Source organism: Methylobacterium haplocladii (assembly GCF_007992175.1).
GTDB lineage: Bacteria > Pseudomonadota > Alphaproteobacteria > Rhizobiales > Beijerinckiaceae > Methylobacterium > Methylobacterium haplocladii.
The window spans coordinates 15,809-41,010 of sequence record NZ_BJZT01000027.1; the positions used below are offsets into that span (position 1 = coordinate 15,809).

Genomic DNA, 25,202 nt, shown 5'->3' on the forward strand with positions numbered 1-25,202 from the left:
CCGCCGAATTGGACGCCGGTTCGGCGCGCGGAAGCGCGACCATCCCGGAAGCTGAGGTCATGCATGATTGCGAAGCGATAAGGCATGGCCTCAGACCTCCAGCCGCGTCCGCCGCACGAGCGGGCGGCAGAAGAGTTCGGCGAGGTCGCCGGCCTGGTCGTAGCCCTGGATCGGCGTGAACAGCAGCTCGATCGACCATTTCGTGGATAGCCCCTCCGCTTCGAGCGGGTTGGCGAGGCCGAGGCCGCAGATCGTGAGGTCGGGCTTGGCCGCCCGGCAGCGGTCCATCTGGTCGTCGAGGCTCTGGCCCTCGTTGACGATCGTTCCGCGCGGCAGCAGTTCGAGCTCGTCGGCGAGATGGGCACGGTGCAGGTAGGGCGTGCCGACCTCGACCAGCTCGGCCCCCATCTCGCGGGAGAGGAAGCGGGCCAGCGGCACTTCGAGCTGCGAATCGGGAAAAAAGAAGATGCGCTTGCCCCCAAGCCGCTCCCGGTAATGGTCGAGAGACTGGCTGGCACGCTTCCGGCCCGGTGCCGTCGCCACCTCGAAACGCTTTGGATCGACACCGAACGCATCGGCGGCAGCCTGCAGCCAGCGGGTCGTGCCCTCGGCCCCGAGGGGGAACGGTGCGGAGATCCGCCGGGCGCCACGCTCTTCGAGGGCGCGGGCGGCGTCGGTTAGGAAGGGCTGGGCCAGCAGGTAGCGCGTGTTGCGCCCCACTGCCGGCATCTCGTTCGCACGGCGCGCCGGGAGGAAGCGCACGTCGCTCAGGCCCATCTCGGCGAAGAGGCGGGCAAACTGGTCCTCGACCACGTCGGCCAGCGCGCCGACGACGAGGAGCGAGGTGGCGGCCTCGGCCGGCTCGGACGGCAGATCCGGCACCAGGGAGGCGAGGCAGGCGTCCTCGCCCTGGGTGAACGTCGTCTCGATGCCGGAGCCGGAATAGTTCAGCACGCGCACGTCGGGTGCGAGGCTCTTCGAGAGCCGAAGCGCTGCGCGACTCAGATCGAGCTTGATCACCTCGGAGGGGCACGAGCCGACGAGGAAAAGCAGCTTGATGTCGGGGCGGCGCTCGATCAGGCGGCCGACGACGCGGTCGAGCTCGTCGTTCATGTCGGCGATGCCGGCGAGGTCGCGCTCGTCGATGATCGCGGTGGCGAAGCGCGGCTCGGCGAAGATCATCACGCCGGCGGCCGACTGGATCAGGTGAGCGCAGGTTCGCGACCCGACCACGAGGAAGAACGCATCCTGGATCTTGCGATGGAGCCAGACGATCCCGGTGAGCCCGCAGAAGACGGCGCGCTGGCCATATTCCTGGCGGATCTCGACGCCGCAGCCAGCAGTGGCAGGGATGGAAGCATGGGCGTTCATCGCGCGCCCTCCGCCATCATCGGCAGGGTGTCCTGCTGCGAGGACGATTGCAGCCGTGCCGCGCGGAGCTTCAGCAGAAACTGTCCGGCATTGACGACGTAGGTCGCGTAGGCCGCGAGCGCGAGGATCAGCAGGGCGTGAGCGTCGAGCCAGCCCGTGGCCAGGGCGACGAGGTAGGCCGTATGCAGCGCCAGCACGGCCATGCTGAACACGTCCTCCCAATAGAAGGCCGGCGCGAACAGGTAGCGCCCGAAGACCTCCTTCTCCCAGATCGAGCCGGTCACCATGATCGCGTAGAGGGTGAGCGTCTTGACGACGACGGAGAGGTTGGCAGCGAACAGGCTCTCGCCGGTGGCGAGCGTACGCAGCACCAGTGTCAGGCTGACGAGGAAGACCAGGAACTGGAGGGGCGCGAGCACACCCTGAACGATCGTCCAGCGCGAGGCGTCCCGCCGCTGGCGTTCGGCGCTCGTGTAGAGCGGTGGTGCCGGCTGGTCCCGTCTCGGACCCATGCTTCCGCCCTCTGGTTACCTCAGGCCCCGTCGTTGCGAGGCCTCCCGGATGACCCGAGCCTAAGGCGGACATCCCGCGAGTGTCAATCCAGCTTTACGTCCATTCACGTTTACAAGGGTTTCCGCGTTTGTTGGAATTCTACCATTGCTAAGAAGTCGGGCTTCGCTATCGTAGGGTGCAATAAAATGAGACTTACCTGGAGTCGCGTACCGACCCAAAGATGTCCAGCCGAGCCATACGGGATGGGAGACGCAGATGGGCGCCTGGAGGCATTACGGTCGGGGTTTCGAGCCCGCTGCCGCGCCGCCCGAGTGCGGCTCTGCCCCGTCGCATAGCCCGAGTCGCGCTCCCGATACCGCCAAGCATGACGGTTTCTCCCTGCAAGGCGATCTGGCTCGCATCATCGAAGGCGAGATCCTTCCGCGGCTGATGCTGGCGCATCGCGAGGCCGCCGAGCCGACCCGGCTCAGGGTCGAGCGCCGTCCCTCGCCGGACCAGATCGCTCAGTTCAGCTCGCTGCTTCTCGATCCCGCCGCCGACGACATCACCGAGCATGTACTGGCCCTGCTCGACGAAGGGCTCTCGCTCGACAGCCTCCTGCTGGATCTGCTGGCTCCCGCCGCTCGTCACCTCGGTGAGCTGTGGGAGGAGGACGAATGCGACTTCCTCGACGTCACCGTCGCCATCGGCCGGCTTCATGCCGTGACCCGCGAACTCTGTTCGCAGATGGAAGGCGAGTCCGGTGGCGGCAACGGTCGCAGCATCCTGTTGATGCCCTGTCCGGGTGAGACGCACATCTTCTGCTTGTCGATCGTCGCAAGCTTCTTCCGCGAGGCCGGTTGGGAGGTCACCACGACCGGCGCCGATCCGGGCTTCGATCTCGTCGAGCTCGTGCGGGCCGAATGGTTCGACGTGATCGGCCTGACACTCTCCTACGACGTTCTGTTGCCGGCGCTGACCCAGGCCGTGCGTGATCTGCGAAAGGCATCCTGCAACCGCAACGTCCGCGTCATGGTCGGTGGGCCGCTTTTCGTCCGGCATCCCGAGCAGGTGCGTCTGTCCGGCGCCGACGCGGTGGCGAGCGACGGAAAGATCGCCCCCGGTATCGCAGAAAGCTTGCTTGAAAAGCGGGCGCAAGCCTGCTGAAAGGACCCGCTTTACGTCGTAACGAAGTGGTGAACTTGACCTCGCTGGCGAGACCTATCCCGCATCGCCCTTCCGCGGCGCTGCAGCAGGCGGCCGGTCTCCTCGACGGCGAGGCGACCGGGATCCTCATTGCGGCTACCACGGACCTGTCCCTGGTGGTAGACGCGGACGGGATCATCCGCGATGCGGCGTTCAGCGGCGAAGACCTCGGTGCCGAGGGCGTCGAGTCCTGGCTCGGCAGGCCGTGGATCGACACCGTCACCATCGAGAGCCGTCCGAAGATCGACGCGCTCCTGCGTGATGCCGCGCCCGGCGCGATCACCCGGTGGCGACAGGTGAACCACCCCTCGCCGCGCGGCATCGACCTGCCGGTGCGCTATTCGACGATGCGTCCGAAGGTCGGCGGTCCCGTCATCGTGCTCGGGCGCGATCTCCGCTCCGTCGCCGCGCTCCAGCGCCGGCTGACCGAGACCCAGCAGGCATTGGAGCGCGACTACGTCCGCCTTCGCGCTGCCGAGACCCGCTACAAGCTTTTGTTCCAGCTCTCGGGCGAGCCGGTGCTCGTCGTCGATGCCGGCACGCGGCGCGTCACCGAGGTCAATCCCGCCGCGGCCCGGCGACTCGGGCGGCCGCAGAAGCGGGTGATGGGCCAGGACGTGGTCGAACTGTTCGATTCGTCGAGCGCCCGCGACTTGCAGGTGCTGTTCGCGGGCCTGCGCGTGACGGGGCAAGCTGCCGATCTGCAGGGCCGCTTGGCCGGCGGACGCGGCGAGACGCGCATCTCCGCCTCCCTGTTTCGCGGCGAGACCGCGACGAGCGTGCTTCTGCGCCTTTCTCCGGAGCAGGGTGGTCTCGAGATCGGGAACGGTTCGGCGAATACGCTCGGCGTGATCGCCAAGCTGCCCGAGGGCTTCGTCGTCACGGATACCGCTCGCCGCATCCTGACCGCCAATGCGGCCTTCCTCGATCTCGCTCAGCTCGCCACCGAGGAGCAGGTGCGGGGCGAGCCGCTGGAGCGCTGGCTCGGCCGCGAGGAGACCGAGGCGCAGGCGCTGTTCGCGACGCTGCAGGAGCACGGCTCGGTCCGCCACTTCTCGACGGCTCTGCGTGGAAGCTACGGCTCGTCGGAGGATGTCGAAGTCGCGGCCGTGTCGGTGACTGGCGGCGATCAGCCCTGCTTCGGCTTCACCGTTCGCTCGATGCCGCGCCGTCCCGGTGCGTCGGCGCCGACGGGGACCGGCCTGCCGCGTTCGGTGGAGCAGATGACCGAACTCGTCGGACGCGTCTCGATGAAGACGCTGGTGCGCGAGACGACCGACCTCATCGAAAAATTGTGTATCGAGGCGGCGCTCCGCATCACCCGCGACAACCGCGCCTCGGCCGCCGAAATGCTCGGCCTGAGCCGGCAGGGTCTCTACGCAAAGATGCGCCGCTACGGCATCGGCGATCTTGATTCCCATGACATCGAGTTGAACTGAGCGGCGTTATAATGCATCCACACGAAACGTTTCCGTGAGGAGGTGCAGCCGCTGCGGGCAAACCCGGCGAGCATCTGTAAACAAAACTTGACACCTGCGGGGCCGGAAAACTAGCGTCGAGGCATGTCAGAGCCCGCTCCGAGCGCCGATGTCACGACGTCCGAACCAAGCGTCCGGATCGCTCATGTGCCGGTCGCCGGGGTGCTCCCGATCGCATCGGGGGCGCGGTGATGACGTCCCTCTCCTTCTCCTGGATCCAGATCGTTCGGCTCGGGCTGGTGCAAACGGCGCTCGGCGCTGTCGTCGTGCTGATGACCTCCACGATCAACCGGGTGATGGTCGTCGAGCTGGCACTGCCGGCGATGGTGCCCGGCGCCCTCGTCGCCCTGCATTACGCGGTCCAGATCCTGCGCCCGCGCTGGGGCTACGGCTCGGACAGGGGCGGCCGGCGTACGCCCTGGATCGTTGGCGGCATGGCGGCGCTGGCCCTCGGCGGCTTCGGCGCCGCCGCCGCCACCGCCCTCTGTGAAACGAATGTCACGGCCGGGCTCGTACTCGCCGTGCTGTCCTTTCTGTCGGTCGGCATGGGGGCCGGAGCCGCAGGTACGTCGCTGCTCGTGCTGCTCGCCACGGGCGTCGACGACCACCGCCGGGGAGCCGCGGCCACGGTCGTCTGGGTGATGATGATCGTCGGCTTCGCGGTGACGGCGCCGCTCGCCGGCCATTACCTCGATCCGTTCTCCGGTGCGCGGCTGATGGCGGTCTCCGGTACGGTCTCCGCGATCGCCTTCATCGTCGCGGTTCTAGCCGTCGCCGGTATCGAGCCGGCGCGGTCGGCCTCCGGCACGGCGAAGTCTCGGAACGGCAAGGCATTCTCCGAGGTGCTGAAGCGGGTCTGGGCCGAGCCGATCTCGCGCCGCTTCACGATCTTCATCTTCGTGTCGATGCTCGCCTACAGCGCGCAGGAACTCATCCTGGAGCCCTATGCCGGTCTGATCTTCGAGATGACGCCTGGGGCGACCACCAAGCTCTCCGGCCTGCAACATGGCGGCGTGCTCGCCGGGATGCTGATGGTGGCCGGCATCACCATGGGCATCGGCGGTCCGATCTTCGGCTCGTTGAAGCTCTGGACCGCCATCGGCTGTCTTGGCTCGGCGGTGGCGCTTGCGGCCATCGCCGCCGGTGGCCCCGTCGGTGCGGCCTTCCCGCTGCGACAGGCGGTGTTCGCCCTGGGGCTCTCGAACGGCGTCTACGCGGTGGCCGCGATCGGCTCGATGATGGGACTCGCAGGCCAGGGCGGCGAAGCCGAGCGCGGCACCCGCATGGGCGTCTGGGGCGCGGCGCAGGGCATCGCCTTCGGCGCCGGTGGCTTCCTCGGCACGGCGGCGGTGGACCTCGCCCGGCTCGTCACCGCCGATCCCACCTATGCCTACGCCTCGGTCTTCGCCGGGGAGGCCGTGCTGTTCGTCGGCGCCGCGCTCATCGCGATGCGGATCGAGCATGCCCCGGCCCGGGCGCGTCGCGCCAACCCGCTGATGCAAGCGGCGGCCTATCAGCTGGATCCAGCTATGGAAGCGAGGTAGCTCCGATGTCCGAGTCTCCCGTCGTCACCGAACCATCCGAGTACTTCGATGTCGTCGTGGTCGGCGGCGGCCCGTCCGGTGCGACCGCGGCCACCGATCTGGCGCGGGCAGGACGGCACGTGCTGCTCCTCGACAAGCCGGGCCGGATCAAGCCCTGCGGCGGCGCGATCCCGCCCCGCCTGATCCGCGACTTCGCGATTCCCGACGACCTGATCGTGGCCCGCGTCCGTTCGGCCCGGATGATCTCGCCGAAGGACAAGCGCGTCGACATGCCGATCGGCGAGGGCTTCGTCGGCATGGTCGACCGCGAGCATTTCGACCCTTGGCTGCGCAACCGCGCGGCGCTTGCTGGCGCCGACGTGCGCGAAGCCGCCTACGACCGCATTGTTCGCGATGAGGACGGTGCGACCGTCGTCCACTATACCACCGGCAAGGGCGTCGATCTCGAACGCCATGCGGTCCGCACCCGCCTCGTCATCGGCGCCGACGGAGCGACCTCGCCGGTCGGCCGCTCCGAGATACCCGGCCACGACCGGATGAAGTCGGTTTTCGCCTATCACGAGATCGTCAAGCGCCCCGCCGACGGCAGCGGCGACTACGAGGCCACGCGCTGCGACGTTTACTATCAGGGCAAGCACTCGCCCGATTTCTATTCCTGGGTGTTTCCGCACGGCGAGACCATCAGCGTCGGCACCGGCTCGGCGCATAAGGGTTTTTCCCTCCGATCCTCGATTCGGGCCCTGCGCGAGGCCAGCGGCCTTGATGCCGGCGAGACCGTGCGGCGCGAGGGCGCTCCGATCCCGCTGAAGCCGCTCAAGCGCTGGGACAACGGCCGCGATGTGCTGCTCGCCGGCGATGCCGCGGGCGTCGTCGCCCCGGCCTCGGGCGAAGGCATCTACTATGCGATGCTCGGTGGCCGCCTCTCGGCCGAGGCCGCCGACGTTTTCCTCCGCACCGGCGATGTCCGCTCGCTGGCGCAGGCTCGACGCCGCTTCATGAAGCTGCATGGCCGCGTCTTCATGATCCTCGGCATGATGCAGTGGTTCTGGTATCGGAACGACTCGCTGCGCGAACGCTTCGTCTCGATCTGCCGCGACAAGGACGTCCAGCAACTCACCTGGGACAGCTACATGAACAAGGAGCTGGTCCGGAAGAAGCCGGTCGCCCACGTGAAAATCTTCTTCAAGGATCTGGCGCACCTGTTCCGCTGGGTCTCTCCGTGACGGCATTGCTGGGAGAGGGCTGGGCCCCTCCCCTGACCGCGGCGATCGTGGCGGTGCTCGTCGCGGTCGCGGGTGCCGTCGCGACGACGACGGACGATTGGTACCGGGGGCTTCGCAAGCCCGCCTGGAAGCCGCCGGACTGGGCGTTCGGCCCGGTCTGGACCGTGATCTTCGCGCTCACTGCGACCGCCGGCGTGCTGGCCTGGAACGCTGACACGAGTACGGCTGCAAGGACGGCGCTCATCGCGGTCTATGGCGTCAACGGCGTGCTCAATATCGCCTGGAGCGTCATCTTTTTTCGGATGCGCCGGCCGGACCTAGCCCTCGTCGAAGTCGCTCTGCTCTGGCTCTCGATCCTCGCCATCGTCCTCGTGACCGGCCGCATCACCCTCGTCGCGGCTTTCCTGAACCTGCCCTATCTCGGCTGGGTCAGTATCGCGACCTTCCTCAATCTGCGGATCGTGCAACTCAATCCGCGCCTGCGGGAGGCCTGAGCGCATGGCCGAACTCTTCGCGAGCGGGCGGGTCGTCGACATCGTCCTGGCCCTCGTCGCTCTCGAGGCCGCGGCGCTGCTGGTCTGGCGTCGCCGTCGCGGACGCGGCCCCTCCCCGCTCGCGCTGATCGGCAACCTCGCCTCCGGCGCCTTCCTGATGCTGGCCGTGCGCGCCGCGCTGACCGGTGCGGACTGGACGGTGATTGCCGGATTACTCTTGGGCTCACTCGTCGCCCACATCACAGATCTGTGTCTCAGGTTGCGGGATGATCAGCCGGGGGCGGTTGGTCGCAGATCACAGTCGAGCGAGCCGGGAACATCGGCGGAGACAACAGCGTTCAACCGGCGAAATCAGGCTGGAATGATTTCATCTTAAAGCTGCCCGGCATACGGAGAAGCGCCTCATGGCCCGTCGCACCGCATTCGCGTTCGGATTGCTGATCGGTGCCGGTTTCCTCACTTCTCCCCCCGCATTTGCCCAGGGCGCCGACCGGGATCTGGTGAAGCGCGGCGAATATCTCGCCACCGCGGGCGATTGCGTCGCCTGCCACACCGCCCCGGGCGGAAAGCCATTCGCGGGAAACTACCCTCTCAACACGCCCATCGGCGTGATCATGACCCCGAACCTCACCCCGGACCCGGAGACCGGTCTCGGCAACTGGACCGAGGAAGACTTCGAGAAATCCTTCCGGCACGGCATCGGCAAGGACGGCGAGTATCTGTATCCGGCTTTTCCGTTCGGCTGGTACACCAAGGTTACCGCCGACGACACCAAGGCGATCTTCGCCTATCTGAAGTCTCTGCCGCCGGTGAACGAGAAGAAGAAAGAGAACGGGATCGACTTCCCGTTCAACATTCGCGCCTCGCTGATCACATGGCGCACGGCCTTCTTCAACGAAGGCGAGTTCAAGCCCGATCCGAACGCCAGTGCCGAGGTGAACCGCGGCGGATATCTCGTCGAGGGGCTCGGCCATTGCGGCATGTGCCACAACGAGAACAAGCTCGTCGGCAATTCGAGCCTCGCCGGTAAGCTCGGCGGCGGCGTCATCGATGGCTGGTACGCCCCGAACATCACCCCGGACGACCAGCAGGGCATCGGCGCTTGGACGGACGCGGAGGTCGTGTCCTACCTCAAGACCGGCACCGCCCCAGGCAACCGTCCGGGCGTCGCCGCCGGCCCGATGCGCCAGACCATCGACGAGTCGCTCTCGAAGATGACCGACGCCGACCTCAAGGCCATCGTCGCCTATCTGCGTTCGGTTCCGGCCAAGAAGACCTACAAGCAGCAGGATCTGCAGGCCTACAACAAGCCCGGAGCGCCGGGGGCCGAGACCTACCTGACCTATTGCTCCTCCTGCCATCGGCCGGACGGCAAGGGCGTCGAGGGCGCAATCCCGGCGCTGGCCGGCAACAGCTCCGTTCAGACCAAGGGACCGGAATCGGTCCTGCGCGTGATCTATGGTGGCCTCGCCGCGCAGAACGGCTACGCGCCAATGCCCGCGATCGGCCAGGAGATGACCGAACAGCAGGTGAAGGAAGTTACCGACTACGTCCGCAACTCTTGGGGCAACAGCGCGCCGGTGATGAACGCGGGCGGCGCCGTCTCCGCAGCGAGGGAGGCGACGAACACGATGCTGTCGGGCACGGCCAACTGTGCCGAGGTCACCCCGGAGAAGCTCAAGGCTGCCTTCGATCAGGCGGGCGTCGCCGAGGCCTTGAAGGGGATCACGCCGACGGACTTCGTGCCGCGCCTGGTGCAGATCGTGCCGAAGGTGAAGAGGGCCGATACCGGGGCCAGCGACGACGACATCGTCAACGGCCTTCAAGCGGCCTTCTGCAAGGCCGGAACGGAAGCGGGCCAAAAGGACAAGCCGGGTTGGACCTCGCTGCTCGGCTCCTTCGGCAGCGTTGCCTACAGCCAAGTGCGGCACCCTGAAAAGCAGGCCAGCGCCAAACCGGGCGCACCGCCGGCTTCCGGCATGAGCCCGCCGAGCAAGAACTGAACGAAGGTCTGTTCAGGTCAGTCGTAGCCGGGCGAAATCGAGTTCGTTCTCGACCGACGCTGTGAGGTAAGCCACCGCCTTCGAATCGATACCGGACTCCTTCAGCCGGGTTCGCAAGGCGGCGGTCTCGGCGACAGGGTCGCCGGACGGCCGCTTCGTCGGCATCAGACGCTTCAGCATCGGGCTAACCAAGGCCTCGCGATCGTAGCCCCGATGCGCGGCAAGCCGATGGATGCGGACGATCAGGCGATCGACATCCTGATCAACGGCATTGTAGCCGAGGCCCGGTGGCCGCAGGTTTCGCGAGAGCATGGTTCAACGTTCCGTGTGGCCCGTCACCACCCTGAATGCGCAACCGTCTAGATTTCGTTCAAGTGGTTGATGGAAAGGCTATGTGCCGACGAGGGTGCTGACCACTTGGCGATCATAAGCGCTCGAAGCTGATTCCGGCCGCCTTCGGAGCCGGCTATCACCCAGGGCAGTCCCCGCAAGGTGATCCAACGCTCGGGTCGATCCCGCAAACGACCGAGTATGGTGGGCGGTGACGGGCTCGAACCGCCGACCCTCTCCGTGTAAAGGAGACGCTCTACCAACTGAGCTAACCGCCCGGGCAACGGCCGGGAGCGTTACGGAAAGTGCTCGGGTTTCGCAAGCGTCGCGGGCGGCTCAGTAATGCGGCGGCGGGGCCTCGGGGCCGCTGCCGGCGCCGCGGGCGGAGGCTTCTTCGATCTGGGCGGCGAGTCGCTCGACGCTGCGGGTGAGCTTGTCGATCGTGCGCCATTGCGCGGTGATCGTGGCGTTGAGGTCCTCGATCACGGCCTCCTGCTCGGTCAGGCGGATCTCGATGCGGTCGAGGCGGTCGTCGGTCATCAGCGCAGGGCCTCCGGTGGGTGGTCCGGCCGCTCGACGAGGCCGTGCCCCAGCGCGATGCGGTCGTCGAAGACGAAGCAGTCGCCCGTCCAGCGGCTCTCCGCCTCCGGCACCGTCTCCAGGTATTTCAGGATACCGCCCTTGAGGAGATGTACGGTCGCGAAGCCGCGCCCCTTGAGATAGGCCCCGGCCTTCTCGCAGCGGATGCCGCCGGTGCAGAACAGTGCCACCTCCGGCATCGTCGCCGGGTCGAGCGCGTCCGCGAACGCGCGAAAATCCCCGAAGGTCTTCAGGCCCAGATCGACGGCGCCTTCGAACGTGCCGAGCGCCACCTCGAAGGCGTTGCGGGTGTCGACGAGGAGCAGGTCCGGCCGCCCCAGCAGCGCGTTCCAGTCTTCCGGGGCGACGTTGGTGCCGGTGCCGCGCGCCGGATCGGTGGCGCCGTTGTCGAAGGTGACGATCTCGGACTTCAGCTTCACCTTGAGCCGGCGGAACGGCGGGCCTTCCGCCGTCGACAGCTTGCATTCGAGATCGTCGAGCCGCCCGCCGAAGACGTTTTCGGAGTTCAGTTCGCTCAGGAACGATTGGATCGCCTCCGCCGACCCCGCCACCGTCCCGTTGATCCCCTCCCCCGCCAGCAGCAGCGTGCCGGTGATGCCCAGCCGCGCGCACAGGGCCTGCAACGGCGCCTGCAATGCGGCGGCGTCGGGGAGCGGGGTGAACTGGTAGAGGGCGGCGACGGTGTGGGGCATGGTGGCGGGGGTTTAGCAGCAGTGTGATGCCGGAGAAACGCGCGGCGTGCGCAACCCCATCATCCCACCCACTCCCTCATCCCGAGGTGCGGAGCGAAGGGCAGCCTCGAAGGATCGTCCATGTCCCACAGCGAAACGTGGAAAACTCCATCGACCCCTGCGCGTGCTGAAGGGCTCCTTCGAGGCTCCGCTTCGCTTCGCACCTCAGGATGAGGGGGTTGGATGGGATCTTTCGCGCGAGGTCGGCTGCTTGGCGGCATCCCGGAGGCCGTCCCAATCGCCGCGGATCAGCGCCTCCTGCTCGGCCCGGCTCCAGCCCTTGAGGCGACGCTCGTAGGCGATGGCATCCGTGATCCGCTCGCATTGCTCGGCCCAGACCAGCGTGACGGGGCGACGCCGGCTGGTATAGCCGGGATAGGTGCCGTCGCGATGCTGGCTCATCCGCCGGTCCAGCGCCTCCCCGCGCGCCGACCCGACATAGTAGCTGCCGCCGGCGCAGCGCAGCGCAGGATGTAGACGAAGGCGGCCATGGCGCGACGGACTTCTACAGGCGAATCGCCTTTATCCTACCTAATCCCCTCATCCTGAGGTGCGGAGCGAAGCGCAGCCTCGAAGGAGGGCTCCAGGGATCGCGCGCTGTCTGGAGCCCTCCTTCGAGGCCCGCTGGCGCGTGCACCTCAAGATGAGGGGGGTGGGTGGGACTTCCTCGGAAGCTGCTTCAATGCGCCTCCTCCCAATTCCCAGCCGCCCGGGCCTCCACCACCAGCGGCACCCGCAACACCACAGCCGGCGCCGGCGCCTCCACCATCACCCGCTGGATCACCGGGATCGCCGCGTCGATCTCCTCCTCCGGCGCCTCGAACACCAGTTCGTCGTGCACCTGCAGCAGCATGCGCACGTTCAGCCGCTCGGCCTTCAAGGCCCCCTCCATGCGGATCATGGCGCGGCGGATGATGTCGGCGGCGGTGCCCTGGATCGGGGCGTTGATGGCCTGGCGCTCCACCGAGGCGCGCTCGTTCGGGTTGTTGGAGCGGATCTGCGGGTAGTGGCAGATGCGGCCGAACAGGGTCTTGACGTAGCCTTGCTCGCGGCAGGCCTTCTTCGTGGTGTCGATGTAGTCGCGGATACCTGGGAACCGCTCGAAATACTGCTTGATGAAGGCCGAGGCCTCCTCGCGGCCGATGCCGAGGCGGTCGGCGAGGCCGAAAGCCGAGATGCCGTAGATGATGCCGAAGTTGATCGTCTTCGCCTTGCGGCGGAGGTCGCCCGTCATCTGGTCCAGCGGCACGCTGAACATGGCCGAGGCCGTGGCCGCGTGGATGTCGAGGCCCTGCTCGAAGGCCTCGCGTAGCTGCGGGATATCGGCGATGTGGGCGAGGAGCCGCAGCTCGATCTGGCTGTAATCGGCCGAGATCAGCCGCGTGCCCTCCGGCGCGACGAAGGCCTTGCGGATGCGCCGGCCCTCCTCCGTGCGGATCGGGATATTTTGTAAGTTTGGTTCTGATGACGACAATCTTCCGGTCGTCGTCGCGGCGAGCGCGAACGAGGTGTGGATGCGGTCGTCCGAGCGGTCGGCGTGCTCCTGCAGCGTGTCGGTGTAGGTCGATTTCAGCTTCGAGAGCTGCCGCCAGTTCAGGATCTTTTTCGGGAGATCGTGGCCGGCCTGGGCCAACTCTTCGAGCAGCGTCGCGGGGGTGGCCCATTGGCCGGACGGCGTCTTCTTCGCGCCGGGCAGGCCCATCTTGCCGAACAGGATGTCGCCGATCTGCTTCGGCGAGCCGACCTGGAATTTCTCGCCCGCGTCCTCCTGGATCTCCTCTTCGAGCCGCGCCAGGATCTGCGAAAAGTCGCCCGACAGCCGGCTGAGCATGTTGCGGTCGATGCGGATGCCCTCCGCCTCCATGCGGGCGAGCACCGGGATCAGCGGCCGCTCCAGGGTCTCGTAGACCGTGACGCGCCGCTCGGCGGCGAGCCGCGGTTTCATCATCCGCCACAGGCGGAAGGTCACGTCGGCATCCTCGGCGGCGTAGGCGGTGGCCTTGTCCAGCGGCACGCGCTCGAAGGTGATCTTGTTGCGGCCGGTGCCGGTGACGTCGGAGAAGGTGATCGGCGTGTGGCCGAGATGGCGCTTCGAAAGCTCGTCCATGCCGTGCCCGCCCTTGCCGGCATCGAGCACGTAGGAGATCAGCATGGTGTCGTCGAAGGGCGCGATGGCGATGCCGTAGCGGGCGAGCACCGACAGGTCGTACTTGATGTTCTGGCCGATCTTCAGCGTGCCGGGGTCTTCCAGCAAGGGCTTCAGCGCCGCCATCGCCTCCTTCAGCGGAATCTGCCCCTCGACGGGTTCGGTGATCTCCGAGGCGCCCTTCTCGCCGAACAGGTCGCCGCCCTTGGCCTCGACATGGGCCAGCGGGATGTAGGCGGCGCGGCCTGCACCGACGCAGAGCGAGACGCCGACGAGCCCGGCGCGCTGCGCATCGAGCGCGTCGGTCTCTGTGTCGACGGCGACGATCCCCGCCTCGAACGCCTCCGCGATCCAGACGTCGAGCTGTTCGCGGCTGCGGATGGTTTCGTAGGCGGCGGTGTCGAAGGGTTTGACGGATTCCGCCGCGCGCGCGCTGACGACGCTCGAGGGCGTCGGCTCGGCCGGGCCGCGTTTTTTGGCGATTGGCGCATCGGGCAGATCGAGATCGGCGAACGGGTCGACGTCGGGTGGGGCTTCGCCGGGCCCCCTATCGGCGCCCCCTGCCTCGGTCTCGGGATCGTCGAAGGGGATGCCGTCGTCGCCCCGTGCCCCCGGCGCGAGGGCGGGATCGGGCTTCACCTTCTCCGGGTCGACATGCAGCATGTCGGCGATGCGGCGGGTGAGCGTGTTGAACTCCATCGCCTTCAGGAAGCCGACGAGCTTTTGCGGGTCGGGCTGCGGCACGCCGAGCTCGTCGAGCGCCACGGGCACCGCCACGTCCTCGACCAGAGCCACGAGCTTTCGCGAGAGCCGGGCCTGCTCGATGTTGGCGAGCAGGGTCTCGCGGCGCTTCGGCTGCTTGATCTCGCCCGCGCGCTCCAGGAGCGGCTCCAGCCCGCCATATTCCTTGATCAGCGCGGCGGCGGTCTTGAGGCCGATGCCGGGGACGCCCGGCACGTTGTCCGAGGTGTCGCCGATCAGCGCCAGTGCGTCGCCGATCTGGTCGGGATTCAGCCCCTCCCACTTCGCGACGATGGCCTCGGCGTCGAGGTTGCGCTCGGGCCGGTAGCCGGGCTTGCCCTTGGCGCCGGATTCGAAATCGTAGAACCGGATCTTTTCGGAGACCAGCTGCATCAGGTCCTTGTCGGAGGACACGATGATGACGCCGGCGCCGCGCGCCTCGGCCTGCCGCGCATAGGTCGCGATCAGGTCGTCGGCCTCGTACGTGTCCATCTCGATGGCGTGCAGGCCGAAGGCGCGCACCGCGTCGCGCATCAGCGGCATTTGCCGCTTGAGGTCGTCCGGCGCGTCGGGGCGGTGGGCCTTGTATTCGGGGTAGAGCGCCTTGCGGAACGAGTTCTCGGACTTGTCGAAGACGATGCCGAGATGGCTCGGCTTGATCCCCGCCGCGCCGTCCTGAAGGAACTGGGCGATCTTGGTGCAGAACAGCCGCACCGCCCCCGTGGGCAAGCCGTCGGAGGGCCGGGTGTTGTATTTCTGGTCCTGATTGATCGACTGGAAATACGCTCGGAAGATGAAGGACGATCCGTCGACGAGGATCACCTGATCGCCGTCGCCGACGGGCTTCTTCGGTTGGGCGTCTGGCTCGGCGGTCATGCGGTCGGGCTCTTCCAGCTGTCGAGGCCCTGTCTAGAGGGACGGGCGCAGGCGCGCCACCATCGCACGGGGCAACCGGGCCTCCGCTCGGGCGTTCAGGATCGCGGCGGGAGCATCGGCCCGTCGCCGTTTTCCCAGAATGATCAGAGGACAGGATGAGGACACACGCCGGATCTGCCCTGCTCGCCGCAGCCGCGGGGCTCACACTGTGCGGGGCGGCCTTCGCTGCCGACGATCACGACCTCGTCGAGACGCCCGACACGGCCTCCGTGAAATATGGACCCGGCCCGGCGAACCTGCCGAAGGGCACGCAACTGGCCGTCCTCTCCGGCGACCCATCCAAGCCCGGTCCGTTCGCGCTGCGCATCAAGTTTCCCGCGCAGACGCTGATCGCGCCGCACACCCATTCGAAGCCCGAGACGCTGACGATCCTGGGCGGCGCGATCTTCCATCAGCACGGCAAGACGGTGGACAAGGCAGCCGGCAAGGAACTGCGGGTCGGCGGTTTCGTCTACCTGCCTGAGTTGATGCCGCACGCGCTCTGGACGACGGATCAGCCGGTGGAACTGCAGGTCAACGGCTCGGGACCGTTCGGCGTCGACTACATCGATCTGGCCGACGACCCGAGTAAGGGCCAGTAGTCCGCGAGACGTCGTGGAGCGGCGGGGCATGAGCCTCGCCGTTTTCCAGGCGAAGCGACTTGCGGTCGTGCCACGTGCCGGATCGCTGATCGGGCTGGCGCCCCTGCACTGAAGAAAACTTTGCGGATCGAATTTTGTGTTCATCCGAATTTAAGGTTTGCGCGCAGCGCGCGAGGAACCCGCCAGCGCATCCTCCCGTTGAACGCGTGTCGGCCCAGCTTCACGGAGCCGTGAGGGACAAGCCATGCGCTCGCACCGGACCGCTCGCATGCCGCGCCGTCTCGCCGTCTGTATCGCCTCGGTCGGCTTGGTGTTCGCGACGGCTGCGAGCGTCCAGGCTCAGGACGGCGGCAACTTCTTCGAGATGCTGTTCGGCGGCCAGACCCGCCAGGTGGCACCTGCCCCGGTCGAGGCCTATGGGTTTGGTGACGGATCGCGTCGGCGCTACCGCTCCGAGCGCCGCCATGCCTGGAAGGTGAAGACGCGCTACGCCGCTTTGCCCCGCGCTGAAGCCGTCGACCCCGACAAGATCACCGGCAAGCAGCCCGTCGACCAGAAGGCGATCCTCGCCAATCCGACCAAGGCGATCCTCGAAGACAAGACATTGAGGCCCGGCGACATCGTGGTGATGCCCGGCGGCCCGAAGGTCTTTACGGGCGGTGCCGACAAGCGCCACCGCATGAGCGACTTCGAGGACGTCAAGCACTCGCGCATGATCGACCGGAAGACCCGGGGTCAGCTGCTGGCGATGATGGTGCCCCTCGGCGCGATGCCCGCCGAACAGGCCCGCAAGGTGATGGCGGTGAAGCTCAAGCTCGCCACCCAGGACGAGATCGAGGCGGCCGAGGCCGGCACCACGACTAAGGAAGCCACCGGTCCGCGCATGATCATGCCGTGGAAGACCGCGCAGTAAGGCTGAGCACTTTCCGTCATTGCGAGCGCAGCGAAGCAACCCGGGGCCAACTCGCTATAGGTGCGAATTCGGCCCTGGATTGCGTCGCTGCGCTCGCAATGACGGTGTGAAGTCTTGGTCATCCGCTAAATTCAGGCGGCCAAGCGACCAACCTGCCTGAGATCGTTCACGAACGCCGCGTAGGCCTCCGCCTTCGCCGCCTCGTCCGGCAGACGCAGCAGGTAGGACGGGTGGACGGTGATGAAGCCTGCGAAGGGCTTGCCGCCGAACGCGAACGGGCCGCGATTGCGGGTGATCGGGACGGCTTTTCCGGCCAAGGCCAGCACCGCCGTCGCACCGAGCGCCACCACGATCTTCGGGCCGACGAACTCCAGCTCTCGGTCCAGCCACCAGCGGTAATGGCTGACCTCGCCTGCCGTCGGCTTCTCGTGGATCCGGCGCTTGCCGCGCTGGGTGAACTTGAAGTGTTTTACGGAATTCGTGACATACGCATCGGATCGGGTGAGCCCGGCTTCCTCCATCGCCCGTGAGAAGAGCTGACCGGCGGGACCGACGAAGGGGCGGCCCTGGAGGTCCTCCTGATCGCCCGGCTGCTCGCCGACGAAGGCGATGGTGGCACCGAGCGGCCCTTCTCCGAGCACGGCCTGGGTCGCGCCCGGAACCAGTGGCTCGGAGCGCTTGATGATGGCATTGAGCTCGTCGAGCGAGGTCGGATTCTGATCCGTCATCGCGGCGACGGCCTTGATGGGATCGCGCTTCGTCGGCATCTGCGGCGGCCTTTCGATCATCTCCGCGGTGCGTGCGGCGGCGCTTCGGATCAACGCGGGAATCGCCGCGGTCTCCGGCATGTTCTTCCAGTATTTCTTAGGCATCTCGGCGCGCATCGCGTCGAGGTTGAGCCGGGCTGGATTGAAGGTGCTCTCGTAATAGTCGCGCCAGCCGGCTTCGAAACCGTCGCCCTCCGGCACCTCCTCGCGCCGGCCCGGCGGCCCGAAATGCAGGGCCTGCGTATCCCAGTGCGCCGAGCCTTCGGGAGTCAGGATCGTCCAGTGCAGCGGCCGGAACCGGTCGACGAAGAACGGGGCCGCCGCCTCGAGGATGTGGTGGTCCGGCTCGAACCAAGCCGTAAAGCGCTCCGGCTCCCCGTCGCCGACGCGGCGAAAACGCAGGAAGGCGTGCATCTTGTGCAGGTCGCGCCCGATCGCCTTCCGCATCAGATGCAGCCGGTGGACGAGCGGATCGCTCGCCACCTCGAGAAGCGCCCGCTCGCCTTGGGTGACGCGCCAGATCAATGCGTAGAGCAGTGCGTAACGCTCGGGATCGCGATGCGGCACCACCATCGGGATCAGCGCGGCGACGGTGCGGGGCAGGCTGAGCGGCGCGCCTGCTGGCTGCCCGTCTTCGGTCGGGCCGAACAGGCTGGGAGCCTCGCCGATCTGCCAGAGGACGTGCTCAGGCGACACACCGGTTGCGATCAGTCGGCGGGCGGCGGTGCGGAAGCCGGAGAGGTCGGCGCCGGGTGAAAGGGCAACGATGGAAACACCTCTGCCCTCTGCAGGAGAACGGGGATGGTTCCGATGCGGCGAGCCCAACCCCATCTCAGAACAAGCTCAGCTGCTGCGCCGGCTCCGCCAGCCGCGCGCGCAGGTCCAACCGCTCGCTCATGGCGTTCGGCCGAAAATCCTCTGCAATCAGGAACGATCGCGCTCGTTTCAACCCCGAGGTCAGCCGTCCGACGTCGTCCAGTCGAAGTGTCGTGTGCCGACGCGCCTTGAGAATTGCGTCCACGGCGCGCGTGCCCAATCCCGGCACACGCAACAACATCTCACGGTCGGCGCGGTTCACGTCGACGGGGAAGAGATGGCGGTTCTTCAGGGCCCAGGCGAGCTTGGGGTCGACATCGAGCGCCAACATGCCGCCATCGGTCGCGTCGGCGACCTCTTGGGCCGAGAACTGATAGTACCGGATCATCCAGTCGGCCTGGTAGAGACGGTGCTCGCGCTTCAATGGGGGCGCTTGCGGCGGCAGGGCCGAGGATGCGTCGGGGATCGGGCTGAAGGCCGAATAATAGACGCGCTTCAGACCGAAGGCGCTGTAGAGGAACGAGCTCTTGGCGATCATCGCGGAATCGTCGGTGGCGTCCGCGCCGACGATGACCTGGGTCGATTGCCCGGCCGGCGAGAATCGTCGCTTCTCCGCCTTCGCCTCGATGATGCGCTCGCCGATCTGACCCATGGCATGCTGGATCGTGGCACCGCTCTTTTCCGGCGCCAGCTGCGTCAGGCTCTCCTCCGTCGGAAGCTCAATGTTGATCGACAGCCGGTCGGCATAAAGGCCGGCCTCCTCGATCAGCCACGGGCTCGCCTCGGGGATCGACTTGAGGTGAATGTAGCCGCGAAAGCCGTGCTCGCGCCTGAGCTTCTTCGCCACCAGTGTCATCTGCTCCATTGTATAATCGGGCGAGCGGATGATGCCGGAGGAGAGAAACAGCCCTTCGATGTAGTTGCGCTTGTAGAACTCGACCGTGAGGGTCACCACTTCATCGACCGAGAAGCGGGCGCGCTGCACGTTCGAAGAGCGCCGGTTCACGCAATATACGCAGTCGAACAGGCAGTAATTCGTCAGCAGGATCTTGAGCAGCGAGACGCAGCGTCCGTCCGGCGTGTAAGCGTGGCAGATGCCGGCGCCCGTGGTCGAACCGAGCCCATCCTTCCCGGCTTTCCGCTTCGGCGCCCCGGAGGAGGCGCAGGAGGCATCGTACTTGGCAGCGTCCGCGAGGACGCGAAGTTTCTTCGCGAGAGCGTCATCCATCGAACGGAAGATGAACGTCCCGGCGGGTGCGAACAAGGCCGGACGCGCCAGAAGCGCGCATCCGGCCGGTATTGATGCTGCGACCGATCAGCCCTGATCGAGCGTTGCCTGAAGCGTGATCTCGGCGTTGAGCACCTTCGAGATCGGGCAGCCGGTCTTGGCGTTGCCGGTCAGCTCGTCGAACTTCGCCTGATCGATGCCGGGGATCTTTGCGGTCAGCGTCAGGGCCGACTTCGTTACCTTGAAGCCGTCGCCGTCCTTGACCAGCGTCACCACCGACTTGGTGTCGAGAGCCGTGGCCTTCAGGCCGGCCTCCTGCAACTGGAAGGCGAGCGCCATCGTGAAGCAACTGGCATGTGCGGCGGCGATCAGCTCTTCCGGGTTGGTGCCGGGCTCGTTCTCGAAGCGGGTGTTGAAGCCGTAGGGGTTGTTGTCGAGGACGCTCGATTGCGTGGTGATCGTACCCTTGCCGGTCTTGCCGTCGCCTTCCCAGTGGGCGCTCGCGTGGCGGTCGGTCATGTCATGCTCCTTCACATCGGGATTGATGTGCAATGGGGATCGAGGTGGTGCGAGAGGCCGTGAAGTCGAGGGCTGTCGGCTACGCCTCGAGGTCTTCGTCGGTGGCATCGATCACCGCCTTCGCTACCGGATAGGAGAACCCGGCCCGGGCCATCGCCGCGAGATCGCGTTCGCGGTAGGCGGCGCGGGTTTCCCCTCGGCGATGGGGGCCGAGGCGTCGGCGGCGGGCATAGGCCCGCGCCGCGTCGGATTCGATCACTGATTCGTCTTCCGTCGCGTCCTGCTCGGCGGCGAGTGCCGCCTCGACGAGGGCGCGATCGACGCCCTTGGCCGCGAGGGCGGCGCCGGCGCCGCGTGTCGAGGCACCCCGTCGGCGCAACGTCGCGAGGCGGGCCGCCGTGAAGCGCGCGTCGTCGACCAGGCCCGCGCGGACGGCGCGGGTCACGATCTCCGCGATCAGCTCCGCATGAGAGCCTGGATCCTCGTCGCGCGCGCGTGCGCGCTTCGCGACGCGGCGGGCCAGGACACGCCGCAGCATCTCCTGCGTGGCGCTGTAGCGGTCGAGGTAGAACAGGGCGACGCGCTCGAGCCATTCCGGCGTGATCGGAGGCGCGGGTCTTGCATTGCTCGTGGGCGCAACAATCCGGGTTTTCATCGGTTCTTCACGATCTGGACAGGTTTCCGATCCATGACTGCGATATGGATAGCACGCCGCAACGATCGCTCCGGCGCTCCGTCGCCGCCTTCCTGTCTGCCTCTTTCATGAGGCGGGAGTGGCTTCTGGTCCTTCTCGCGCTCGGCCTCGCGGCCGTCGCCGGGGCGGTTGTCTACCTGTCCCGTCCTACGACTCTGACGGTTGCCGTCGGCCCGCGTGATGGTGCCGAGGCGGTGCTGATGGACGCTTATGCGAAGGCCTTGTCGCGCAACCGCGAGGATATTCGCCTCAATCTCCTGCAGCTCGATGGCGTCGAGGACAGTGCCCGGGCGCTTCAAGAGAATCGCGCCGACCTCGCCGTCGTGCGCCCGGACGTGAAGCTGCCGGATAACGGCCTGACGCTGGCCGTGCTGCACGACGAAGCCTTGATCGTCGCTGCGCCCGCATCCTCCGGCATCGAGACCTTCCCGGACCTGTCGAAGCGGCGCCTCGGCGTGCTCGTGCGTCACGAGGCCGACCTCGCCTTCATCAACCACCTGCTCGACTTTTACGACTTCGCCCCCGCCACCGGGAGCGAGGCGGCCCTCGGCAATACGCTCGGGGCCGGCCGCGTCGGCATCGTCCCGCTCAAGGCCTCCGAGGTGAAGGCGGCTCTCGACGAGAGGCGCGTCGATGCGGTCGCCGTGATCGCGGCGGCCGCCTCGAAGCCCGCGGTCTCCGTCGTGCGCGCGGTGGCCGCGGCCTCCACCGACCGGAAGGTGACGCTCGTCGGCGTGCCGGACGGCAAGGCGATCATCCAGCGGTTTCCGGAGCTGCAGCCGATTTCGGTGCCGGCCGGCACCTTCGGCGGCCGGCCGAAGCTGCCGGAAGAGGATGTCGAGACGTTGGGCGTCTCCTATCGCTTGATGGCGCGCGGTTCGGTGAACCGGGTGGCCGTGGCCTCGGTGGTGCAGCACCTCTTCGAGTGGCGGCCCCGGCTCGCCGCGGCGACGCCGCTGGCGAATCAAGTCAAGGCGCCTGAATACGAGACTACCGTGACCGCGACGAGCGCGCGCCTGCCGAATCACCCCGGGGCGGTCGACTATTTCGAGCGCGAGCAGCAGACATTCCTGGAACGCTACGAGGACTGGATCTACCTGTTCGCCTTCTTCGGCGGCACTATCGGCTCCGCCTTCGCCTGGCTCGGCCAGCGCCTCGCCCGCAAGCGTCGCGAGCGCGTGGACGGCGTACTGGACCGCCTGCTCGACATCCTGGCGGAAGTGCGAAACGCCGAGAACGCCGGGGCGTTGGCCGCTATCGGCCGCGAGATGGACGGACTCATCGCCGATGTCGTGCGGCAGGCCCGCGAGCGCTCGATCGATACCCGCGTGCTCAGCGCGCTGATCCTCGCCATCGACGCCGTTCATGCGGCCCTCGACGACGCCCGTCGCAACCTCGGCGTCGTGCCGCCCCTGGCAGAGAGCCCAGCCACGGCGCGTGTGCGCACGGCGCGGCTGCTGTCGCTGAACTTTCCGGCCGCGGAGTAGAGCGCGAGCCCTCAGCCCCGCGCATCGTCGAGGAGGCCGGCCAACCCCTCGCGATAGGTCGGGAAGGCCAGTTCGACCCCCAACTCGTCCCGGATCAGGCGATTCCGCACGCGCTTGTTCTCGCCGTAGAAGCTGCGCGCCATCGGGCTGAGATCGGCCGTCTCGAAATCCACCTTCGGCGGCAGCGGCAGGCCGGTGAGTTCGGCTGCGTGTTCGATCACGGTCTGCGGCGGCGTCGGCTCGTCGTCGGTGACGTTGTAGATCGCACCGCCACGGGGACGCTCGATCGAGGCGGCGAGCGTCGTCGCGATGTCGCCGACATGGATGCGGTTGAAGACCTGGCCCTCCTTCACGATCCGCTGCGACTTGCCCTCGCGCAGCTTGGTGATCGGGCTGCGGCCCGGGCCGTAGATCCCCGATAGCCGAAACACCTGCACCGCCTTGCCGGTCTCGGCACCGAGCGACAGCCAGCCCTCCTCCGCCTCCAGACGGCCCTTGGATCGGCCGCTCTTCGGGAGCGCCGGGACGCTCTCGTCGATCCAGCCGCCGCCCTGGTCGCCGTAGACGCCGATCGTCGAGAGGTAGCCGATCCAGGCGATGCGGCTCGCGGCGATGGCATCCCGATAGCGTGCGAGCACGGTGTCGCCGTCCCGGCCCGGCGGGGCCGAGACCAGCAGCAGGTCGGTGTCGGCGAGGTCGCCGGCGATGCGCCCGTCGTCGGCGTCCGGGCCGAAGGCGCGCATCGCGAAGCCCGTCTCCTGCGCGATGGCCTCGGCCCTGGCCTCTTCCGTGACGGTGGCCCGCACCGTCGCGAAGCGCGCCCGTTCGCGCTCGGCGAAATGTCGGGCCGTGTAGCCGAGGCCGAAGACGAAGAGGTTCATGCGGCAGGGGTTCCAGGCTTTTCGAATGAAGTGTCGTGGCGATCCCCTCCTCCCTCTGCGGGGGAAGGTGGCCCGCGAAGTGGGTCGGGAGAGGGCGCAGCCCCCTCCCGACCCTCGCTGACGCGATGGCCACCCTCTCCCGCAGAGGGAAGAGGGTTCAGCGCGAGCCATTCTCGAGTGACGTCGGCGTCGCTCTCGCCCGGCGCGTGTTCGGCGTAAAGCGCCCCCGCTCGCTGTCCATCGAGCAATCGCCCGCAAGCCCAGACTGCCGCGCCGCGTACCACCGGTGCCGGGTCGGCGAGACACGCCACGGCCTCCTCGGCCAGCACTTCATCGCCCGAATTACCGATCGCGATCAGGACGTTGCGCAGGAAGCGGTCGCGTCCCGTCCGCTTGATCGGCGTACCGGCGAAACGTGCGCGAAAGCCCGCATCGTCGAGACGGACGAGATCGGCGAGCGGTGGTGACGCGAGGTCCGCACGTGCCGCCATCTTCGCCTCCCCTGCCTGCGCCGCGAACTTGTTCCAGGGGCAGACCGCGAGACAGTCGTCGCACCCAAAGATCCGGTTGCCGATGGCCTCGCGGAATTCGTGGGGGATCGGGCCTTCGTGCTCGATGGTCAGGTAGGAGATGCAGCGGCGCGCATCGAGCCGGTAGGGCGCGGGAAACGCGTCGGTCGGGCAGATGTCGAGGCAGCGCCGGCACGAGCCGCAGGAATCCCGGCCCGGCGCATCGGGTTCGAGGTCGGCAGCGGTGTAGATCGCGCCGAGCAGCAGCCAGTTGCCGTGCTCGCGCGAGACCAGAACCGTGTGCTTGCCCTGCCAGCCGAGGCCGGCCGCTTCGGCCAGCGGCTTCTCCATCACCGGCGCGGTGTCCACGAAGACCTTGGCGGATCGGCCGCTGCGGGCGGAGAGAAGGCCGCCGATCTCCTTGAGCTTGCCCTTGATGACCTCATGGTAGTCGCGGCGCTGCGCGTAGCTCGCGATCGTGCCGCGATCCTTTCGCGTGAGGCTCGCGAGCGGGTCCTGCTCCGGCCCGGCGTTGAGGCCGACCATGACGATGCTGCGCACGCCGCCCCAGAGCGCGGCCGGGGCGGCGCGCTCGTCGCTGCGTTCGGTCATCCAGGCCATCTCGCCGTGGTGGCCCTCCGCGAGCCATTGCGCGAGGCGATCGGGCAGGCCGGGGACGGCGTCTGGCCGGGTGACGGCAAAGGTATCGAAGCCGAGCTTTTTTGCGCGGGCTTCGATGACCGCGCGCAGGTCGCTGCCCGTGAGCGTCCGGCCGGTCGTTTTCAGAAATCCAGATCCGCGTAATGCGCGGCTGGGGCCATGCCCGGCACCCGGTCGGCGAGGATCGCGCGGAAGGACGGGCGCGACTTCAGGCGCGCGTACCAATCCCTCGCCATCTCGTCCTCTTCCCATGGCACGTCGCCGAGATAATCCGCACAGGACAGATGGGCCGCAGCCGCGAGATCGGCATAGGTCAGATGGTCGCCCGCGATCCAGCGCCGCTGGCCGATCAGGTAGCCGATATACTTCAGGTGATAGCGCACGTTGGCCCGCGCCGCGCGGATGGCGCCCATGTCCGGGGGGCCGCCGCCCTGGGCGCTCTTCATGAAACGCTTGTAGATCTTTTCGGTGACCAGATACTCGGTCACTTCGGCGTCGAACTTCACGAGGAACCAGTGCAGCAGGCGCCGGACCTCGACCCGCGCCGTGGTGGTGTCGGGCAGGAGCCGGCGACCGCTGAGGCCGAGGCCCCGGGTCTCGTCGAGATACTCCGCGATGATGGCGGCGCCGGGGATCGCGAGCCCGGTCTGCTCCACGAGCACCGGCGTCGATCCCGCTGGATTGAGCAGCAGGAAGGCGTCGCGGCGCTCCCACGGGCGCTCCTCGACGAGTTCCGGCTCCATCCCCATCTCGGCGAGCGCGAGGCGGATGAAGCGGGAATGCGGGCAGAAAGGGGAGTGGTGCAGCGTCGCCATTCAGGCCGTATTCTGGCTGGGAAGGCCGGCAGGACGG

At 67.5% G+C, this 25,202-nt stretch carries 24 protein-coding genes and 1 tRNA gene; 10 read left to right on the forward strand and 15 right to left on the reverse strand.

From position 1 onward, the window contains the following. Positions 1-90 precede the first annotated feature (90 nt). Positions 91-1,371, reverse strand: a complete 1,281-nt coding sequence (locus tag MHA02_RS12440) for a ferredoxin:protochlorophyllide reductase (ATP-dependent) subunit N (RefSeq protein ID WP_147079059.1) — start codon at positions 1,369-1,371, stop codon at positions 91-93. After that, a complete protein-coding gene (gene bchF / locus MHA02_RS12445) occupies positions 1,368-1,883 on the reverse strand; it encodes a 2-vinyl bacteriochlorophyllide hydratase (protein WP_147079061.1) in 516 nt (171 codons plus the stop codon). Before bchF ends, MHA02_RS12440 begins: the two co-directional genes overlap by 4 nt. A gap of 256 nt (positions 1,884-2,139) precedes the next feature. Here bchF and MHA02_RS12450 point away from each other — a divergent pair, with 256 nt between their 5' ends. From MHA02_RS12450 to MHA02_RS12480, 7 genes are all read left to right on the forward strand, one after another. Then, positions 2,140-3,030, forward strand: a complete 891-nt coding sequence (locus MHA02_RS12450; protein WP_147079063.1) for a cobalamin B12-binding domain-containing protein — start codon at positions 2,140-2,142, stop codon at positions 3,028-3,030. Positions 3,031-3,056: 26 nt separating this feature from the next. Continuing rightward, positions 3,057-4,508 (forward strand): transcriptional regulator PpsR, encoded by a 1,452-nt coding sequence (ppsR, locus tag MHA02_RS12455; protein ID WP_147079066.1) that lies wholly within the window; start codon positions 3,057-3,059, stop codon positions 4,506-4,508. A gap of 230 nt (positions 4,509-4,738) precedes the next feature. Next, entirely contained in the window at positions 4,739-6,091 is a 1,353-nt protein-coding gene (locus MHA02_RS12460) for a BCD family MFS transporter (RefSeq protein ID WP_147079068.1), read from the forward strand. A gap of 5 nt (positions 6,092-6,096) precedes the next feature. Then, positions 6,097-7,314: a geranylgeranyl diphosphate reductase gene (locus MHA02_RS12465; RefSeq protein WP_147079070.1), complete on the forward strand. Its 1,218-nt coding sequence runs from the start codon at positions 6,097-6,099 to the stop codon at positions 7,312-7,314. Beyond that, a complete protein-coding gene (locus tag MHA02_RS12470) occupies positions 7,311-7,808 on the forward strand; it encodes a TspO/MBR family protein (protein WP_147079072.1) in 498 nt (165 codons plus the stop codon). Before MHA02_RS12465 ends, MHA02_RS12470 begins: the two co-directional genes overlap by 4 nt. A 4-nt stretch (positions 7,809-7,812) precedes the next feature. Further along, a complete protein-coding gene (locus MHA02_RS12475; protein ID WP_147079074.1) occupies positions 7,813-8,184 on the forward strand; it encodes a hypothetical protein in 372 nt (123 codons plus the stop codon). 28 nt (positions 8,185-8,212) lie between these two features. Beyond that, a complete protein-coding gene (locus MHA02_RS12480; RefSeq protein ID WP_147079076.1) occupies positions 8,213-9,811 on the forward strand; it encodes a c-type cytochrome in 1,599 nt (532 codons plus the stop codon). A 12-nt stretch (positions 9,812-9,823) separates the two neighbouring features. Here MHA02_RS12480 and MHA02_RS12485 read toward each other — a convergent pair whose 3' ends face one another. The 6 genes from MHA02_RS12485 to polA all read right to left on the reverse strand — a co-directional run bounded on the left by MHA02_RS12485 (position 9,824) and on the right by polA (position 15,235). After that, complete coding sequence (locus tag MHA02_RS12485) at positions 9,824-10,123, reverse strand: hypothetical protein (protein ID WP_147079078.1); 300 nt, start codon at positions 10,121-10,123, stop codon at positions 9,824-9,826. Between the two features lie 220 nt (positions 10,124-10,343). After that, positions 10,344-10,419 (reverse strand) — tRNA-Val (locus tag MHA02_RS12490). A 58-nt stretch (positions 10,420-10,477) separates the two neighbouring features. Further along, a complete protein-coding gene (locus MHA02_RS12495) occupies positions 10,478-10,681 on the reverse strand; it encodes a SlyX family protein (protein WP_147079080.1) in 204 nt (67 codons plus the stop codon). Beyond that, on the reverse strand, positions 10,681-11,433 hold the full coding sequence (trhO, locus tag MHA02_RS12500) for an oxygen-dependent tRNA uridine(34) hydroxylase TrhO (protein ID WP_147079082.1): 753 nt from the start codon (positions 11,431-11,433) through the stop codon (positions 10,681-10,683). Before trhO ends, MHA02_RS12495 begins: the two co-directional genes overlap by 1 nt. Positions 11,434-11,637: 204 nt before the next feature. Further along, positions 11,638-11,874, reverse strand: coding sequence for a GIY-YIG nuclease family protein (locus MHA02_RS12505; protein ID WP_306424471.1), 237 nt, complete (start codon positions 11,872-11,874; stop codon positions 11,638-11,640). Positions 11,875-12,151: 277 nt separating this feature from the next. Beyond that, positions 12,152-15,235, reverse strand: a complete 3,084-nt coding sequence (gene polA / locus MHA02_RS12510; protein ID WP_147079084.1) for a DNA polymerase I — start codon at positions 15,233-15,235, stop codon at positions 12,152-12,154. A 155-nt stretch (positions 15,236-15,390) separates the two neighbouring features. On the opposite strand from polA, the gene MHA02_RS12515 reads away from it, so the two are divergent. Both MHA02_RS12515 and MHA02_RS12520 read left to right on the forward strand, forming a co-directional pair. After that, positions 15,391-15,876: a cupin domain-containing protein gene (locus MHA02_RS12515; protein ID WP_147079086.1), complete on the forward strand. Its 486-nt coding sequence runs from the start codon at positions 15,391-15,393 to the stop codon at positions 15,874-15,876. Between the two features lie 268 nt (positions 15,877-16,144). After that, positions 16,145-16,789: a hypothetical protein gene (locus tag MHA02_RS12520; protein WP_147079088.1), complete on the forward strand. Its 645-nt coding sequence runs from the start codon at positions 16,145-16,147 to the stop codon at positions 16,787-16,789. Between the two features lie 131 nt (positions 16,790-16,920). On the opposite strand, the gene MHA02_RS12525 is transcribed toward MHA02_RS12520, so the two are convergent. The 4 genes from MHA02_RS12525 to MHA02_RS12540 all read right to left on the reverse strand — a co-directional run bounded on the left by MHA02_RS12525 (position 16,921) and on the right by MHA02_RS12540 (position 20,774). Then, positions 16,921-18,387, reverse strand: coding sequence for a UdgX family uracil-DNA binding protein (locus MHA02_RS12525; protein WP_147079090.1), 1,467 nt, complete (start codon positions 18,385-18,387; stop codon positions 16,921-16,923). Between the two features lies 1 nt (position 18,388). Beyond that, positions 18,389-19,600, reverse strand: a complete 1,212-nt coding sequence (locus MHA02_RS12530; RefSeq protein WP_147079093.1) for a putative DNA modification/repair radical SAM protein — start codon at positions 19,598-19,600, stop codon at positions 18,389-18,391. Positions 19,601-19,687: 87 nt separating this feature from the next. Next, entirely contained in the window at positions 19,688-20,119 is a 432-nt protein-coding gene (locus tag MHA02_RS12535) for an OsmC family protein (RefSeq protein WP_147079094.1), read from the reverse strand. A 79-nt stretch (positions 20,120-20,198) separates the two neighbouring features. Next, complete coding sequence (locus MHA02_RS12540) at positions 20,199-20,774, reverse strand: RecX family transcriptional regulator (protein ID WP_147079096.1); 576 nt, start codon at positions 20,772-20,774, stop codon at positions 20,199-20,201. Between the two features lie 107 nt (positions 20,775-20,881). Between MHA02_RS12540 and MHA02_RS12545 the strand changes: the two genes are divergently transcribed. Beyond that, positions 20,882-22,300, forward strand: coding sequence for a TAXI family TRAP transporter solute-binding subunit (locus MHA02_RS12545; RefSeq protein ID WP_147079098.1), 1,419 nt, complete (start codon positions 20,882-20,884; stop codon positions 22,298-22,300). An 11-nt stretch (positions 22,301-22,311) separates the two neighbouring features. Here MHA02_RS12545 and MHA02_RS12550 read toward each other — a convergent pair whose 3' ends face one another. From MHA02_RS12550 to MHA02_RS12560, 3 genes are read right to left on the reverse strand one after another with little or no spacing between them, the layout of a single operon-like run. After that, positions 22,312-23,181 (reverse strand): SDR family oxidoreductase, encoded by an 870-nt coding sequence (locus tag MHA02_RS12550; protein ID WP_147079100.1) that lies wholly within the window; start codon positions 23,179-23,181, stop codon positions 22,312-22,314. Next, positions 23,178-24,428, reverse strand: coding sequence for a tRNA epoxyqueuosine(34) reductase QueG (gene queG, locus MHA02_RS12555; RefSeq protein ID WP_244612420.1), 1,251 nt, complete (start codon positions 24,426-24,428; stop codon positions 23,178-23,180). The genes MHA02_RS12550 and queG overlap by 4 nt, the downstream gene beginning before the upstream one ends. Positions 24,429-24,472: 44 nt before the next feature. Continuing rightward, positions 24,473-25,165, reverse strand: a complete 693-nt coding sequence (locus MHA02_RS12560) for a glutathione S-transferase family protein (protein ID WP_147079102.1) — start codon at positions 25,163-25,165, stop codon at positions 24,473-24,475. Between the last annotated feature and the right edge of the window lie 37 nt (positions 25,166-25,202).

What these genes read in the sequence shown, in the direction of transcription:
- MHA02_RS12520 (WP_147079088.1), top strand. Translation starts at nt 16,145, where the DNA reads ATGCCGCGCCGTCTCGCCGTCTGTATCGCCTCGGTCGGCTTGGTGTTC.
- MHA02_RS12545 (WP_147079098.1), top strand. Translation starts at nt 20,882, where the DNA reads ATGAGGCGGGAGTGGCTTCTGGTCCTTCTCGCGCTCGGCCTCGCGGCC.
- MHA02_RS12550 (WP_147079100.1), bottom strand. Translation starts at nt 23,181, where the DNA reads ATGAACCTCTTCGTCTTCGGCCTCGGCTACACGGCCCGACATTTCGCC.
- MHA02_RS12475 (WP_147079074.1), top strand. Translation starts at nt 7,813, where the DNA reads ATGGCCGAACTCTTCGCGAGCGGGCGGGTCGTCGACATCGTCCTGGCC.
- MHA02_RS12560 (WP_147079102.1), bottom strand. Translation starts at nt 25,165, where the DNA reads ATGGCGACGCTGCACCACTCCCCTTTCTGCCCGCATTCCCGCTTCATC.
- MHA02_RS12535 (WP_147079094.1), bottom strand. Translation starts at nt 20,119, where the DNA reads ATGACCGACCGCCACGCGAGCGCCCACTGGGAAGGCGACGGCAAGACC.
- MHA02_RS12495 (WP_147079080.1), bottom strand. Translation starts at nt 10,681, where the DNA reads ATGACCGACGACCGCCTCGACCGCATCGAGATCCGCCTGACCGAGCAG.
- MHA02_RS12465 (WP_147079070.1), top strand. Translation starts at nt 6,097, where the DNA reads ATGTCCGAGTCTCCCGTCGTCACCGAACCATCCGAGTACTTCGATGTC.
- polA (WP_147079084.1), bottom strand. Translation starts at nt 15,235, where the DNA reads ATGACCGCCGAGCCAGACGCCCAACCGAAGAAGCCCGTCGGCGACGGC.
- MHA02_RS12485 (WP_147079078.1), bottom strand. Translation starts at nt 10,123, where the DNA reads ATGCTCTCGCGAAACCTGCGGCCACCGGGCCTCGGCTACAATGCCGTT.
- trhO (WP_147079082.1), bottom strand. Translation starts at nt 11,433, where the DNA reads ATGCCCCACACCGTCGCCGCCCTCTACCAGTTCACCCCGCTCCCCGAC.
- MHA02_RS12530 (WP_147079093.1), bottom strand. Translation starts at nt 19,600, where the DNA reads ATGGATGACGCTCTCGCGAAGAAACTTCGCGTCCTCGCGGACGCTGCC.
- bchF (WP_147079061.1), bottom strand. Translation starts at nt 1,883, where the DNA reads ATGGGTCCGAGACGGGACCAGCCGGCACCACCGCTCTACACGAGCGCC.
- MHA02_RS12450 (WP_147079063.1), top strand. Translation starts at nt 2,140, where the DNA reads ATGGGCGCCTGGAGGCATTACGGTCGGGGTTTCGAGCCCGCTGCCGCG.
- MHA02_RS12525 (WP_147079090.1), bottom strand. Translation starts at nt 18,387, where the DNA reads ATGGGGTTGGGCTCGCCGCATCGGAACCATCCCCGTTCTCCTGCAGAG.
- MHA02_RS12480 (WP_147079076.1), top strand. Translation starts at nt 8,213, where the DNA reads ATGGCCCGTCGCACCGCATTCGCGTTCGGATTGCTGATCGGTGCCGGT.
- MHA02_RS12440 (WP_147079059.1), bottom strand. Translation starts at nt 1,371, where the DNA reads ATGAACGCCCATGCTTCCATCCCTGCCACTGCTGGCTGCGGCGTCGAG.
- MHA02_RS12505 (WP_306424471.1), bottom strand. Translation starts at nt 11,874, where the DNA reads ATGAGCCAGCATCGCGACGGCACCTATCCCGGCTATACCAGCCGGCGT.
- MHA02_RS12460 (WP_147079068.1), top strand. Translation starts at nt 4,739, where the DNA reads ATGACGTCCCTCTCCTTCTCCTGGATCCAGATCGTTCGGCTCGGGCTG.
- MHA02_RS12515 (WP_147079086.1), top strand. Translation starts at nt 15,391, where the DNA reads ATGAGGACACACGCCGGATCTGCCCTGCTCGCCGCAGCCGCGGGGCTC.
- MHA02_RS12540 (WP_147079096.1), bottom strand. Translation starts at nt 20,774, where the DNA reads ATGAAAACCCGGATTGTTGCGCCCACGAGCAATGCAAGACCCGCGCCT.